The following is a 12,866-nucleotide window of genomic DNA, read 5'->3' on the forward strand; positions in this document are numbered from 1 at the left end:
ACCAGCCGCCGCGAAAGGCGATAGTCCTTCCGTGCGGTCGTCTCCCGCAACTCCCTGTTCTCCCGCGAAGGCGGGAGTCCAGCCTAGGCTCCCGCCTTCGCGGGAGAACAACTCAAGGGCGGGTGAGGGTGACGAAGCTATAAGCGGGCCGTTGCTTTTCCCCTGGGTGGTCCTCGCGAACGACCTCGCGCCAGCCTTCAAACGCGGGGACGACGGCGTCGCCTTCGGGTTCGTCGTGGACTTCGGTCAGTTCGATCCGGTCCGCATGGGGGAGCAACTGCGCATAAATCTGTGCGCCACCGATGACCGCGACGTCATCGCCCGCCATCGCCAGCGCTTCCTCGACCGAATGCGCGACCTCGGCGCCTGGAGCCGTCCAGTCGCCGCGGGTGAGAACGATATGTCGGCGGCCGGGGAGGGGGCTCGGGAAGCTCTCGAACGTCTTGCGCCCCATCACCATCGGCTTCCCCATCGTCAGCGCCTTGAACCGCTTCAGGTCCGCGGGGATGCGCCACGGGAGTTGCCCGTCGCGGCCGATGACGCCGTTGGTGGCGCGGGCGAGGTAGAAGGTGATCATGCTGCGGTCATGCCGGAATGAGAGGCGAGGGGCTACTCTACTATTACAGCGAGCATACCCGCCGATAACTCCACCCCGGCGAAGGCCGGGGCCCAATTGGGAAACGCTGCTGATGGGCGCCGCGCCCTGTTACTCCGACCTTTCCAATTGGGCCCCGGCCTTCGCCGGGGTGGTAGGTAACCAGTGCAGTTAGCCCGGCGAGTGTTCCTTCACATACGCCTCGGGATCCTTCTCGACGACCTTCACCCCGTTCAGGTGGTTGGCCTCGAACGCCGCGAACCGCACGCCAAGCTCATGCCGCTCTTCGAGCGTCGCATGCTTGCGGAAGTCGGTCAGGCCCTGGCGTTCTTCCTCCGCCAGATGATCGCTGTTCGCCTTGTTGCACTCGCCGACCGCTTCGAACCATGCGTCCGAGCCGACCGGGTGCTTGTCGACCGCTTCGCCGGTGTCGCGGATGTCGTTGTGATCCTCGATCGCGTCCTCGGTCTCCTCGGCGGCCGAGTCGGCGTCGTTGCCGCCGGTGCCGATTTTCATCAGCCGCGGGTAGAAGAAGCGCTCCTCCGCCTCGGCATGCGCGTCGAGCAGGTTCTTGAGGCGGGTCCAGAGCGCCGACAGCGCCTCGGTGTCCTTGGCGTCGATCGAATCGATCTGAGCGAACAGTGCGCGCTGCTGCGCGTGTTCGTCGAGAATGAGCTGTGTGATATCCATGCGCATCTGAACCGCACAACGCACGGGCGGTTCCTATTGCGATTCGGTCGCGCGGCGCTGTCGCGGGGTCGCTATCTGTTCAGACTGCGACGGGGGCCTTGATGTGCGCCTGCGCGACGTAATCGTGGAGGACGAAATCCTCATACTCGTAGGCGTCGATCGAGTCCGGCTTCCGGAGAATCTCGAGGCGGGGGAGAGGCCCCGGTGAGCGCGTCAGTTGCAGTTGCGCCTGCTCCAGATGGTTCGAATAGAGATGGCAATCGCCGCCCGTCCAGATGAACTCGCCGACCTCGAGCCCGCATTGCTGCGCGAGGATGTGCGTTAGCAGTGCATAGCTGGCGATGTTGAACGGCACGCCGAGGAAGATGTCGCCCGAGCGCTGGTAGAGTTGCAGCGACAGCTTGCCGTTGGCGACATGCGTCTGGAACAGGCAGTGGCACGGGGCGAGCGCCATCGCGTGGAGGTCGCCCGGATTCCATGCGCTGACGATCTGGCGGCGCGAGGCGGGGTTGGTTTTGATCTGCGTTATGAGTTCGGCGATCTGGTCGATATGGCGACCGTCCGCGGCGACCCAGTCGCGCCACTGCTTGCCATAGACCGGGCCGAGATCGCCCGCTTCGTCCGCCCATTCATCCCAGATCGCGACTTTGCGCTCCTGCAACCAGCGGACGTTGGTATCGCCGCGGAGGAACCAGAGGAGCTCAACGATGATCGAGCGGAGGTGGAGCTTCTTGGTGGTGAGCACGGGGAAGCCCTGCGCGAGATCGAACCGCATCTGCGCGCCGAACACGCTGAGCGTGCCGGTGCCGGTGCGGTCCATCGTCTCGACGCCGGTCGAGAGCACGCGGTCCATGAGGTCTAGATATTGGCGCATCGGGTTTGCGTAGTCGGGTGCGCGGGCGGGCTCAAGCGGATGTAGTTGCGCGTGCGGTCGCCGGTGCTGCGGGGCAGGCGGGTATGTGCCGCCACCGTCCGAGTCTTTCCCCCGTATTGCCAACCTTAATGCGGCGCGGGCGCTGTTCGCCAGCTTGCGTGATGCCACGGTCGAGACGGTAGCGGTCGCGTATCTTGATCCGGATCGGAGGCTTCTCGGGATGCGGCATGTCGTCGGGGGGCGGGATCAGGTGACGATCTCGATCCGGACGATCGCGGTGGATGCGCTGGCGTTCGGGGCGGTAGGCGTCGTGATGGCGCATAACCATCCGAGCGGGAATGCGACGCCGAGCGAGCGGGACGTGGCGTTCACGCGCGCGCTTGCGGCGGGGTTGCGGACGTTGGAGGTGGTGTTGCTCGATCACCTGGTAATTGCGGGGGACGAGGTGATGAGTTTGCGAGCGATGGGGATCGTCTGACTTGTCGCATCGATTCTTACCGAACCTGTAGCTAGCATCAGCGAGATGGGGCCGTCTCCCAGATGACGACAGAAAAGCTTGTTTCCCCGCGAAGGCGGGGACCCAGCCTGGGCTCCCGCCTTCGCGGGAGAACAAGGACGCGTGGGCTGTCGTCGGACTGCGGGCGACAGGTCCACAACTCTGCGGGAATGGCGTGGTGTGGGAAGCGCCTTCCCCAAACACACCACCCCGGCGAAGGCCGGGGCCCAATTGGGGGGCGTTGCCAACTACGCACAGTTCGCAGTTACTGCGACCTTTCCAATTGGGCCCCGGCCTTCGCCGGGGTGGTGCATCTGGATCGGTTACAACTCGGAACCCAACTTCACCCGAGCCGACACGCCCGGATCGCTTCCGGCGCCGGCCGCGGCCCACTGGCGCGGAACGTCGCGATGTACCCCCCGGCCGAGGGCATGTCGTCGGTATCCACCTGCGTATACCCGACCGCCGCGAACTCGCACTTCAGCAGCGCCGGCGGCGTGCCGTGGTTCTGCGTCGGGCGGTTCGCGTCGACCACCACCACCAGCCCGTCCGGCTTCAGCGACGGCCGCAGCCGCCACAGGAACTCGTAGGGCTGCTCGATCTCGTGATACATGTGCACCATCAGCACCCGGTCGAAGCTCGCCTCGGGCAGCTTCGGATCGTTCGCCTCGCCCAGCTTCACGCTGACGTTCGCCAGATCCTCGCGCGCGACGCGTTCCGCCAGCTGGTCGCGCACTGCCGGGATGATGTCCTCCGCGAGCACACGCCCGTCCTTGCCGACGCGCGCCGCGAGACGGATCGTATAATAGCCTTCGCCCGCGCCGATGTCCGCGACCGTCATGCCCTTGCGGATCTCGCCCTTGTTCATCACCTCGCCCGCCTCGTTGAGCCGGTCGCGCGCTTCCTCGTTCGACCAGCGCGTCGAGACGATCGACGCGACCGGACGGTCGGCGGCGGGGAACACCGGCTCCTTGGGCTCGCGCTTGATCAGTGGCTTGCTGCCGTCACACGCGCATAGCGCAAGCATCGGCAGGACCATCAGGGCAAGGACACCCCGCAAGCTCAATCGACGTCCTCCACCTCGACGGCCTCGCCGGTCACGCGCTGCGACAGCGCCGCCGCCATGAACATCTCGAGATCGCCATCGAGCACGTCCGACGGGCTGGTCGAGACCACGCCGGTGCGCAAATCCTTCACCATCTGGTACGGCTGGAGCACGTAGCTGCGGATCTGGTGACCCCAGCCGATGTCGGTCTTGCCCGCATTCTCGGCGTTGGCGGCAGTCTCGCGGATCGCCAATTCGCGCTCGTACAAACGCGCGCGGAGCTGATTGTACGCCTCGGCCTTGTTCTTGTGCTGCGAGCGCTGGTTCTGGCACTGCACGACGATACCGGTCGGAATGTGCGTGATGCGCACCGCCGAGTCGGTCGTGTTGATGTGCTGGCCGCCGGCGCCCGACGCGCGGTACGTGTCGATGCGCAGGTCGCTCTCGTTATATTCGACCTCGATATTGTCGTCGACGACCGGATACACCCAGACGCTGGCGAACGACGTGTGACGCCGCGCTGCCGAGTCGTACGGGCTGATCCGGACGAGCCGGTGCACGCCGCTCTCGGTCTTCGCATAGCCGTACGCGTTCTCGCCCTTGAGCAGCAGCGTGGCGGACTTGATCCCGGCTTGCTCGCCCGAATGCTGGTCGACCAGCTCGACCTTCAGCCCGTGGCGCTCGCCCCAGCGCGAATACATCCGGCTAAGCATGCCCGCCCAGTCCTGGCTCTCGGTCCCGCCGGCGCCCGCGTTGACCTCGATATAGGTGTCGTTGGCATCGGCCTCGCCCGCCAGCAGCGCCTTGATCTTGTCCTTGTCTGCACGCGCGGCGAGTTCGGCGAGCGACGCAACGCCGTCCGCCTCCATCTCGGTGTCGCCCTCGGCCTCGGCCATCTCGATCAGCTCAGACGTGTCCGACAGTTCGCTCTGGATGGCGCGGGTCGCGCTGATCGCCTCGTCGAGACGACGACGCTCGCGCATCACTTCCTGCGCAGCCTTGGGATCGGACCAGAGCGCCTGATCCTCGACGCGCGCGTTCAGCTCGTCGAGACGACGCAGCGCGCGGTCCCAGTCGAGGAAGCGGCGCAGCAGCGCCAGCGCGTCGTTGATGGTGTCTACGTGAGCCTGCGCTTCGGCGCGCATGATATTCTCCAAAAATTCCGCCGCCCCGGCGAAGGCCGGGGAAATTCCGTCTTCCCAGCGGAGGCCGGGATCGCCGTCCCAAGCGAGCGGGGCGGGTCTCCGGCGGGCGCCGGGATGACGTCTATATATGCGCGCTAGTAGATTCCGCCTTGTCTTTGCAAGAAATCGCTGTCGCGCGGGGCTTCGGCCTTCTTTACCGCGGTCGTCGTCGTGGCAGCCGTGGGGGCGACATCCGAGCGTCGTGCGGCACGCCTCGGTTCGCTCTCGGGCTTGAACGCTTCCCAGATCACCGCGGGTTTCGGATCGCTGGTGTCGGGCCACGTGCCATAGACCGGCCGGCCGCTACCGCGATCGATCCGGACCATGCGGATCCCGGTGGGGGCACGGAACGGCAGCTTGGGCAAATCCTCATACGCCTTGACCGCGAACTGCTTGAAAATCGGCGCGGCGAGCGTACCGCCCTGCGCCGCACCGCCAAGGTTCTTCGGCGTGTCGAAACCGATATACAGCCCGCCGACGAACTGCGGCGTGCCCCCGACGAACCACACGTCGGTCGGGCCGTTGTTCGTGCCGGTCTTGCCGAACATCGGCCGGTCGAGATCGCGCAACGTCACCGCGGTACCGCGCTGGACGACGCCTTCGGTGATGTGGACCATCTGGTAGGCGGTCATCGCGTCGAGCACCTGGCGCTGGCGCGTGATCGGCCGCGGCATCGGCTTGCCGTCCCAGTCGGGCGCGTTGCAGCGATCGCAGGGCCGCCAATTCTCGGGCCAGATCACCTTGCCGTGACGATCCTGGACGAAGTCGATCAGCGACGGCGGGCCGCCTTTGCCGTTGTTCGCGAGGATCGAATACGCGTTGACCATCCGTCCGACGGTCGTCTCGCCGGCGCCGAGTGCATAGGAGAGATACGGCGCATAATCGCCGACGCCCATCTTCTTGATCGTCGTAACGACCTTCGGCATGCCGGTCTGCGCGGCGGCGCGCACGGTCATCAGGTTGCGCGACTGCTCGATGCCCCAACGCATCGTATGCGGGCCGGACCCGCGCGAATTGCCGAAGTTGCGGAAGCATTTCTGCCCGAGCCGTGCGCCCTGATAGACGCAGAACGGCCCGTCGACGATGATCGACGCAGGCGTCATGCCGTTGTCGAGCGCGGCGGAATAGACGATCGGCTTGATCGTCGACCCCGGCTGGCGCATCGCCTGAGTCGCGCGGTTGAACGCCTGCAAGCGGTCGTCGAAACCGCCCTGCATCGCCAGCACGCGGCCCGACGCGGGTTCCTCTACGACGAACGCGCCCGAAACCTTGGGGATCGCCCGCAGCGAGAATTCGCCGCCGTCCGGCGCCACCGCAATGATGTCGCCCGTCTTGATCGCGCCGAACGCGTTGCCGCCCTTGCCGCGCACCGGCATCTGCGCCGCATAGCGCGGCAGCGTGCCGGTCTTGCCGGTGCGGAAGCCGAGGCTCCAGGCGTTGCCGTCCTTGCCCGTCACGATCGCCGCGACCCAATCGCGGTAATCGAGCGCGATATTGCTGTTGAGCAACGGCTGGAGCCAGTTGTCGTCCTCGATCTCGACATGACGGATCGGGCCGTTCCAGCCGCGCCCGCTGTCGAACCGCACCAGTCCATCACGCAAGGCCTGCTGCGCCAAATCCTGCAACTTCGCGTCGAACGACGTCCGCACCCACAGCCCGCCCGAATAGACGCTGTACGGGCCATCCTTCGCGTTCTCGCCGAACTTCGCCATCAGCTGGCGACGGACTTCCTCAACGAAATAGCCGCCGACGCTCTCGAACTTGGGCGTGCGCCGCAGCACCGCGCCGAGCGGCTCGGCATTGGCCTGGTCATGCTGCGCGCGCGTGATGAAGCCGTTGTCGAGCATCCGGTTGAGCACGTAGTTGCGGCGGATCATCGCGCGCTCGGTATTGCGCACCGGATCGTAGTTCGACGGACCCTTCGGCAGGATCGCGAGATACGCCATCTGCGCGAGATCGAGCTGGTCGAGTTCCTTGTCGAAATACGCGTGGCTCGCCGCCTCGACGCCGAACGCGTTACGCCCGAGCGCGATCTGGTTGAGGTACAGTTCGAGGATCTGCTCCTTGGTCAGCGTATCCTCGATCTTGTACGCCAGCACCGCTTCGCGCAGCTTCCGCGACGGCGAATAGGCGTTGCCGATCAACAGGTTCTTCGCGACCTGCTGCGTGATCGTCGAGCCGCCCTTGGCGCGCTTGCCGGTACCGAGCTTGGTCGCATAATCATACACCGCGCCGGCGAGACCGGGATAATCGACGCCGTGATGTTCGAAGAACGACTTGTCCTCCGCGGCGAGGAACGCCTTCACCAGCAGTGGCGGATATTCGGCATAGCTCAGTTCCACGCGGCGTTCGCGCGCGTAGGAATGGATCGGTGCGCCATCGATCCCGCGGACGTTGGTCGGCAGCGGCGGCTCGTACGTCCGCAGCGTGTCCACGGAGGGCAGGTCGCGCATGACCGCGAACCAGAACGCGAAGATCGCAACGAAGCCGAGCACCACCAGCACCAGCGCCGCCTTGGTCCACCGACTCGCCCACGCACGCGCGACCCTGCCGCGCAGCCGGTCGGAAGTGCGGCCTGTCGCCGTCGTCGAGGTGGGGGAGGGATCGGACGCCATGATTACTGGCGCAGCGTCTAGCAGGTTCGCGAGCGCTTGCCAGCCTTCGGTGGGATAGGGGCGGGCTGGCTGTCGCAACGCGTTCGTCAGCGACAAACTCGTTCGGCGCCCGATCCATCCGCATATGCGCGCCACCCCGGCGGAGGCCGGGGCCCAATTGGAGAGGTGGCGGTAACGGAGCGCAACGGCCTTCACCGCCGTTTCCCAATTGGACCCCGGCCTTCGCCGGGGCGGTCCCGTTGGATGATGTGTAGCCATCGACTTTCTCAAGGCCCTTCGATCCTCCCCCGCCAGGGGGAGGTGGTTGGCACTTGCCAGACGGAGGGGGAGGTAAGGACAAACCGCCGTTCCGTTCCCTCCCCCTCCGTCACCTTCGGCGCCACCTCCCCCTGGCGGGGGAGGATCGAACGCCGCGCGATCATCGGTTTGAACCCGCACCTTCCCAAGGGACCGCGCCAGCAAAACCTGTCGCCAACCCCGCTACTGTGGCAGCAGGCGCGCATGACCCCGCCGCCGCTCCCGATCCTAGCCGTGCTCCCCGACCTCCTCGCCACCCTCCGCGACCGCACCTCCGCGGTCCTCGTCGCTCCCCCAGGTGCTGGCAAGACCACCGCCGTCGCGCCAGCCCTCCTCACCGAACCCTGGTGCACCGGCGAGATCCTTCTCCTCTCCCCCCGCCGTCTGGCCGCCCGCGCCGCCGCCGAACGCATGGCCTCGACTGCTGGCGAGCCCGTCGGGCAGACCTTCGGCTACGCGACCCGCATGGACAGCAAGCGCTCCACCGCCACTCGCGTGACGGTCATCACCGAGGGCATCTTCGTCGCCCGCATCCAGGCCGATCCCGAACTCGCCGGCGTGTCCGCGGTCCTGTTCGACGAAGTCCACGAACGCAGTCTGGATGGCGATTTCGGTCTCGCGCTGGCGCTCGACGTGCAAGCCGGCTTCCGCCCCGACCTTCGTATCGTCGCGATGTCCGCGACGCTCGACGGCGCAAGGTTCGCGGCATTGATGGACGGGGCTCCCGTCATCGAGAGCGAAGGCCGAAGCTACCCGCTGACGCTCCGCCACATCGGGCGGCAGGCGGAACTGCGTATCGAGGACTCGGTCGCCGCCGCCATTCGCCGCGCACTCGGCGAAGCGGAGGGCGGCGTGCTCGCCTTCCTCCCCGGCGTTGCGGAGATCGAACGGACCGCCGATCGCCTCGCCAACCTCCCCGACGGCATTGTCCTGCACGAACTCCACGGTAGCCTCGACCCCGCAGCGCAGCGCGCCGCGATTCTCCCCGAACCGGACGGCCGGCGGAAAGTCGTGCTCGCCACCAGCATCGCTGAGACCAGCCTGACGCTCGACGGCATCCGTATCGTCGTCGACTCAGGGCTGGCGAGACGCCCCCGCTACGACCGCGCCGCCGGCATGACGCGCCTGGTCACCGAGCGCGCGAGCCAGGCCGCGGTCACTCAGCGCGCCGGCCGTGCCGCGCGCATCGGGCCGGGCATCGCGTATCGCTTGTGGGAGGAAGCGGCAACCGCAGGGCTCCCACGCTACGATCCGCCGGAAATCCTGGAGGCGGACCTGTCCGCGCTGGTGCTGGCGTGCGCATTATGGGGCGTCGGCGATCCGCGCGACCTCCGATGGATCGACCCGCCCCCCGCCGCGGCTATCGACGAGGCGATGGCGCGGCTGACGACGTTGGAAGCGATCGAAGACGGTCGTCCGACGTCGCACGGCCGCGCGATCGCGAAGCTGCCGATGCCGCCAAGACTGGCGCACATGCTGCTGCGAGCGGGGGAGCGCGGGTTGGCAAATGTAGCGGCGCAAATCGCGGTGCTGCTAGGCGAACGCGGCATCGGCGGACAGGACGTCGATCTGGAAACCCGCCTCCGCCGCTGGAAAACCGAACGCGGTTCAAAGGCGCAGGCGGCAAGAGCGATGGCGGATAGATGGGCGAAACTTGCTCCCCTCCCGCWKGCGGGAGGGGGGCAGAGGTTTGCGTCGCGCTGGGTTTCCCCGACCGGGTCGCACGCCGCCGCAATGCGTCCGGCGAAACCTGGGCCTCGGTCGGCGGCCGCGGGTTCAAGCTCGACCCGACCTCGCCACTCGCCCGCTCCGAATGGCTCGCTGTCGCCGACACGCAGGGTTCGGCCGCCGGCGCGCGCATTCTCTCCGCCGTAGCGATCGACCAAACCACCGTCGAAGCCCTCTTTGCCGACCGCATCGACTCCCGCCACACCGTCACGTTCGACCCCATGACCGGCGGCATCCAGGCGCTCCGCGAACGCCGTCTCGGCGCGATCCGCCTGTCGAGCGGCCGTGACAGCGGCGCCGACCCCGACGCCATCCTCGCCGCACTGGTGGAGGGCGTCCGCGAGCACGGCCTCGCGCTGCTCACGTGGAGCGACGGTGCGCAAGCCCTGCGTGACCGCGCCGCCTATGCCGGCGTCCCGCTCGACGACGAAACCGTGCTCGACCGCGCCGACGAATGGCTCGCACCGCTCCTGACCGGCAAGCGCCGACTCGACACGATAGCCCCCGGCGCGCTTGCCGAAGCGCTGCGCAACCTGCTCGGCTGGGACGCGATGCAGACGATCAATCGGCTGGCCCCGCCCGATTTTACCAGCCCCGCGGGCAGCACGCACGCGATCGACTACGCAGCCGAAGGCGGCCCCCGGGTCGAACTGCGCGTGCAGGCGCTGTTCGGTCTCGCGGTCCACCCGGTGATCGGCGAGGCCCGCGTACCGCTGGTGCTGAGCCTCACATCGCCCGCCGGCCGTCCGATCCAGACGACGCGCGACCTGCCCGGTTTCTGGGCAGGCAGCTGGACCGCGGTGGCGAAGGAAATGCGCGGCCGCTACCCCAAGCATCCCTGGCCCGACGACCCCGCCGCGGCGTCCGCGACGCTGCGCACGAAAAAGGCGGATGCAAGGGCCGCCGGTTCGCGATAAGGGGGCATCTATGCCAACCGCCCGTATCTTCCAGCGCCCCAAGAACGCCATGCAGTCCGGCAAGCACCGGACCGACGCCTGGCAGCTCGAATTCGAACCGTCGGAGCCCAAGCGCCCCGACCCGCTCACCGGCTGGGCCGGCAGCGGCGACACCCGCGACCAGCTGCGGCTGCTGTTCCCGACCGCCGAGGCGGCGATCGCGCACTGCGAGCGCGAGGGGTTCGGCTACACGGTCGTGCCGGCGCCGCAGAAGACGCTGAAGCTGCAGAGCTACGCGGATAACTTCAAGTAAGCCCGCGGGAGCGGCGCTAGGCCCTCCCGCACCTCCTTATTCTCCCGCGAAGGCGGGAGCCCAGTCTGGGTCCCCGCCTTCGCGGGGAAACAAGTCTTGGTTAGAGGATCGACCCCGCCAGGATCAGCAGCATCTTGGTATCGATCGCCACGCCAGCCTTCCGCTTCTCGGCCACGAACGCCGGCACGTCCGCCAGCGGCACCCGGTGCACGGTGATGTTCTCGTCACCATCCCCGCCGCCATCGCTAACCTTCGCCAGCCCTGTCGCGCGGACCAGCGTGAAGCATTCCGACGTCATCCCGGGCGACGAATAGAACACCCCCAGATCCTCGATCGCGTCTGCGCGGTAGCCGGTCTCTTCCTCCAGCTCGCGGCCGGCAGCGACCGCGACGCTCTCGCCCGCGGTTTCGTCACCGACCAGCCCGGCCGGCAGTTCGAGACACGCGCGGCCCAGCGGCACCCGAAATTGCTCCACCAGGATCACGTCGCCATCATCGATCGCGACGATCACCGCCGCCGCGATCTCGCCCTGGCGCGCGGCGAATTCCCACGTGCCCTCGGTCTGCACGGTCAGGAATTTCCCGGCCCATACGGTCTTGCTCATAACTCGATCAGCCTGTCTGGAAGTTCGTTCACCGGGGCACCGGTCCGCGGGAAATGCTCGGCCAGCACTGCGCCGATCTGAGCGACGGCATCCGCCATGCCGTCGGCGGGGCGATCGTCGCGCACACCGGCCAGCACCGCCGTCATCGCCGCGCCCCAGGTCTCGTTCGGCACGCGCGAGTGGATCGCGTCGTCGGCGATGATCTCCGCGCGGTGCTCGGCGAGCGACAGGTACAACAGCACGCCGGTCGAACCCTTGGTGCGCTTCTCGGCCCCCGCCCGGAACAGGAGCAAAGCCCGCCGCCGCACGCGTCGCGCCTTGGTCGCACCCGGCGTTAGCGCGAGCCGTGCCGGTGTCCACGCCAGCACCAGCCGTACGCCCAAGAACACCAAAGTCACCAGCACGAGCGCGACCACGTACAGCGCACCCTGCGGCGCCGCCTGCCAGGGATCGACCAGCGCGTAGATATGGTCCGCTGCGACCGGGCGGTACGCGAGCAGCGCCAACGTCAGCAGCATCGCCAGCACACCCCAGTGCATCGACACGTCGTGATAGGCATCGGACTGCCGCGCGACGATCGTGACGATCTCGCCGGTCGTCGCGGTCTCCGCCTGGGTGACCGCCGCCGTGACGCGGTTGTGATCGGTGTCGCTCAATCGCATGTCACCATCCCCCCGATGCGCCGCCGCCGCCGCCGGATCCACCGCCGCCGCCGCCAAAACCACCGCCGCCCCAGCCGCCGCCGCCGCTATCGCCGCCACCGCCCCAGCTTCCGCCGCCGCCACTACCGCCGCCACGGGTCATCGCGTCAGCAATGCTCCACAACACGATCGGCAAGGCGCCGCTGCCACCGCCGCGGCTCCCGCCATCGACATAATGCTTGCCGCCCGCGCGCCGCGAGATCATCGGAATGACGATCGCCGCCAGCACGATCCCGAAGAAAATCAGCCCGATCGGCACGCCGCCGCCGCCCGAATTGGAGCGACGATGCGTCTTGTCATACTCCGCCGCTGCCGCCGTAACCTTCGCGCGCGCCTCCGCATCGGGCAGCGCAAGCTGGTCCGCCACCGCGTTGGTCCCCGCGACGATCCCGCCGGGAATGTCCCCCGCCTTGAAGCGCGGCAGGATCTGCTGGTTGATCACCACGCTGGAGAACGCGTCGGTCAGCACCGGCTCCAGGCCATAACCGACCTCGATCCGTACCTTCCGGTCGTTCGGCGCGACCAGCAGGATCGCGCCGTTGTTCGCGTCCTTCAGCCCGACGCCCCAGCTTCGGATCAGCCGATTGCCGTAATCCTCGATCGGATAGCCTTCGAGATCGGGCACCGTCGCGACCACCAGCTGGTTGCCGGTCGTCTTCTGGAGGTCGTCGAGCCGCTTGGTCAGCGCCGCTTCCTGATCGGGCGGGATCACGTTCGCCGCATCGACGACGAAGCCGGTGAACTTGGGGAAGGTCTGCGCAGTTGCGACGCCGCTTCCCAGCAGCACCGCGAACGCCAGCGTCAGGAGATGGCGGAGCATCGGGCCCC

At 67.5% G+C, this 12,866-nt stretch carries 11 protein-coding genes and 1 pseudogene; 3 read left to right on the forward strand and 9 right to left on the reverse strand.

The window, feature by feature from the left end; all coding sequences use genetic code 11:
* Window positions 1–112: 112 nt before the first annotated feature.
* The 3 genes from ASE82_RS16680 to ASE82_RS16690 all read right to left on the reverse strand — a co-directional run bounded on the left by ASE82_RS16680 (window position 113) and on the right by ASE82_RS16690 (window position 2,159).
* The gene (locus tag ASE82_RS16680) at window positions 113–577 is read right to left on the reverse strand and encodes a dihydrofolate reductase (RefSeq protein WP_056065865.1); all 465 of its coding nucleotides are present in this window, start codon (window positions 575–577) and stop codon (window positions 113–115) included.
* Between the two features lie 189 nt (window positions 578–766).
* Window positions 767–1,285 (reverse strand): hemerythrin domain-containing protein, encoded by a 519-nt coding sequence (locus ASE82_RS16685; RefSeq protein ID WP_056065868.1) that lies wholly within the window; start codon window positions 1,283–1,285, stop codon window positions 767–769.
* Between the two features lie 79 nt (window positions 1,286–1,364).
* The gene (locus ASE82_RS16690) at window positions 1,365–2,159 is read right to left on the reverse strand and encodes a thymidylate synthase (RefSeq protein ID WP_056065869.1); all 795 of its coding nucleotides are present in this window, start codon (window positions 2,157–2,159) and stop codon (window positions 1,365–1,367) included.
* 85 nt (window positions 2,160–2,244) lie between these two features.
* Between ASE82_RS16690 and ASE82_RS16695 the strand changes: the two genes are divergently transcribed.
* The gene (locus ASE82_RS16695; RefSeq protein WP_056065872.1) at window positions 2,245–2,637 is read left to right on the forward strand and encodes a JAB domain-containing protein; all 393 of its coding nucleotides are present in this window, start codon (window positions 2,245–2,247) and stop codon (window positions 2,635–2,637) included.
* Window positions 2,638–2,998: 361 nt separating this feature from the next.
* Here ASE82_RS16695 and ASE82_RS16700 read toward each other — a convergent pair whose 3' ends face one another.
* The 3 genes from ASE82_RS16700 to ASE82_RS16710 form a co-directional block, all read right to left on the reverse strand.
* Complete coding sequence (locus tag ASE82_RS16700) at window positions 2,999–3,694, reverse strand: class I SAM-dependent methyltransferase (RefSeq protein ID WP_056065874.1); 696 nt, start codon at window positions 3,692–3,694, stop codon at window positions 2,999–3,001.
* Window positions 3,695–3,717: 23 nt separating this feature from the next.
* Window positions 3,718–4,845 (reverse strand): peptide chain release factor 2, encoded by a 1,128-nt coding sequence (gene prfB, locus ASE82_RS16705; protein ID WP_056065876.1) that lies wholly within the window; start codon window positions 4,843–4,845, stop codon window positions 3,718–3,720.
* A 134-nt stretch (window positions 4,846–4,979) separates the two neighbouring features.
* Window positions 4,980–7,499, reverse strand: coding sequence for a penicillin-binding protein 1A (locus ASE82_RS16710; protein WP_056066103.1), 2,520 nt, complete (start codon window positions 7,497–7,499; stop codon window positions 4,980–4,982).
* A 501-nt stretch (window positions 7,500–8,000) separates the two neighbouring features.
* Between ASE82_RS16710 and hrpB the strand changes: the two are divergent.
* Window positions 8,001–10,441: pseudogene (gene hrpB, locus ASE82_RS16715) on the forward strand (ATP-dependent helicase HrpB).
* Between the two features lie 10 nt (window positions 10,442–10,451).
* Entirely contained in the window at window positions 10,452–10,733 is a 282-nt protein-coding gene (locus ASE82_RS16720) for an ETC complex I subunit (RefSeq protein WP_056051595.1), read from the forward strand.
* A gap of 100 nt (window positions 10,734–10,833) precedes the next feature.
* Here the strand turns inward: ASE82_RS16720 and ASE82_RS16725 are convergent, their stop codons facing one another.
* From ASE82_RS16725 to ASE82_RS16735, 3 genes are read right to left on the reverse strand one after another with little or no spacing between them, the layout of a single operon-like run.
* Complete coding sequence (locus ASE82_RS16725; RefSeq protein WP_056065879.1) at window positions 10,834–11,337, reverse strand: NUDIX hydrolase; 504 nt, start codon at window positions 11,335–11,337, stop codon at window positions 10,834–10,836.
* Window positions 11,334–11,999, reverse strand: a complete 666-nt coding sequence (locus tag ASE82_RS16730) for a TPM domain-containing protein (protein WP_056066106.1) — start codon at window positions 11,997–11,999, stop codon at window positions 11,334–11,336. The genes ASE82_RS16725 and ASE82_RS16730 overlap by 4 nt, the downstream gene beginning before the upstream one ends.
* A gap of 1 nt (window position 12,000) precedes the next feature.
* A complete protein-coding gene (locus tag ASE82_RS16735) occupies window positions 12,001–12,858 on the reverse strand; it encodes a TPM domain-containing protein (RefSeq protein ID WP_056065881.1) in 858 nt (285 codons plus the stop codon).
* Between the last annotated feature and the right edge of the window lie 8 nt (window positions 12,859–12,866).

The sequence above is a fragment of the Sphingomonas sp. Leaf230 genome, assembly GCF_001421745.1.
Lineage (GTDB): Bacteria > Pseudomonadota > Alphaproteobacteria > Sphingomonadales > Sphingomonadaceae > Sphingomonas.

Excerpts from the sequence above, each read along its gene's own strand:
- ASE82_RS16730 (WP_056066106.1), bottom strand. The coding sequence starts at position 11,999 with ATGCGATTGAGCGACACCGATCACAACCGCGTCACGGCGGCGGTCACC.
- ASE82_RS16685 (WP_056065868.1), bottom strand. The coding sequence starts at position 1,285 with ATGGATATCACACAGCTCATTCTCGACGAACACGCGCAGCAGCGCGCA.
- ASE82_RS16680 (WP_056065865.1), bottom strand. The coding sequence starts at position 577 with ATGATCACCTTCTACCTCGCCCGCGCCACCAACGGCGTCATCGGCCGC.
- ASE82_RS16700 (WP_056065874.1), bottom strand. The coding sequence starts at position 3,694 with ATGGTCCTGCCGATGCTTGCGCTATGCGCGTGTGACGGCAGCAAGCCA.
- ASE82_RS16710 (WP_056066103.1), bottom strand. The coding sequence starts at position 7,499 with ATGGCGTCCGATCCCTCCCCCACCTCGACGACGGCGACAGGCCGCACT.
- ASE82_RS16735 (WP_056065881.1), bottom strand. The coding sequence starts at position 12,858 with ATGCTCCGCCATCTCCTGACGCTGGCGTTCGCGGTGCTGCTGGGAAGC.
- ASE82_RS16690 (WP_056065869.1), bottom strand. The coding sequence starts at position 2,159 with ATGCGCCAATATCTAGACCTCATGGACCGCGTGCTCTCGACCGGCGTC.
- prfB (WP_056065876.1), bottom strand. The coding sequence starts at position 4,845 with ATGCGCGCCGAAGCGCAGGCTCACGTAGACACCATCAACGACGCGCTG.
- ASE82_RS16725 (WP_056065879.1), bottom strand. The coding sequence starts at position 11,337 with ATGAGCAAGACCGTATGGGCCGGGAAATTCCTGACCGTGCAGACCGAG.
- ASE82_RS16720 (WP_056051595.1), top strand. The coding sequence starts at position 10,452 with ATGCCAACCGCCCGTATCTTCCAGCGCCCCAAGAACGCCATGCAGTCC.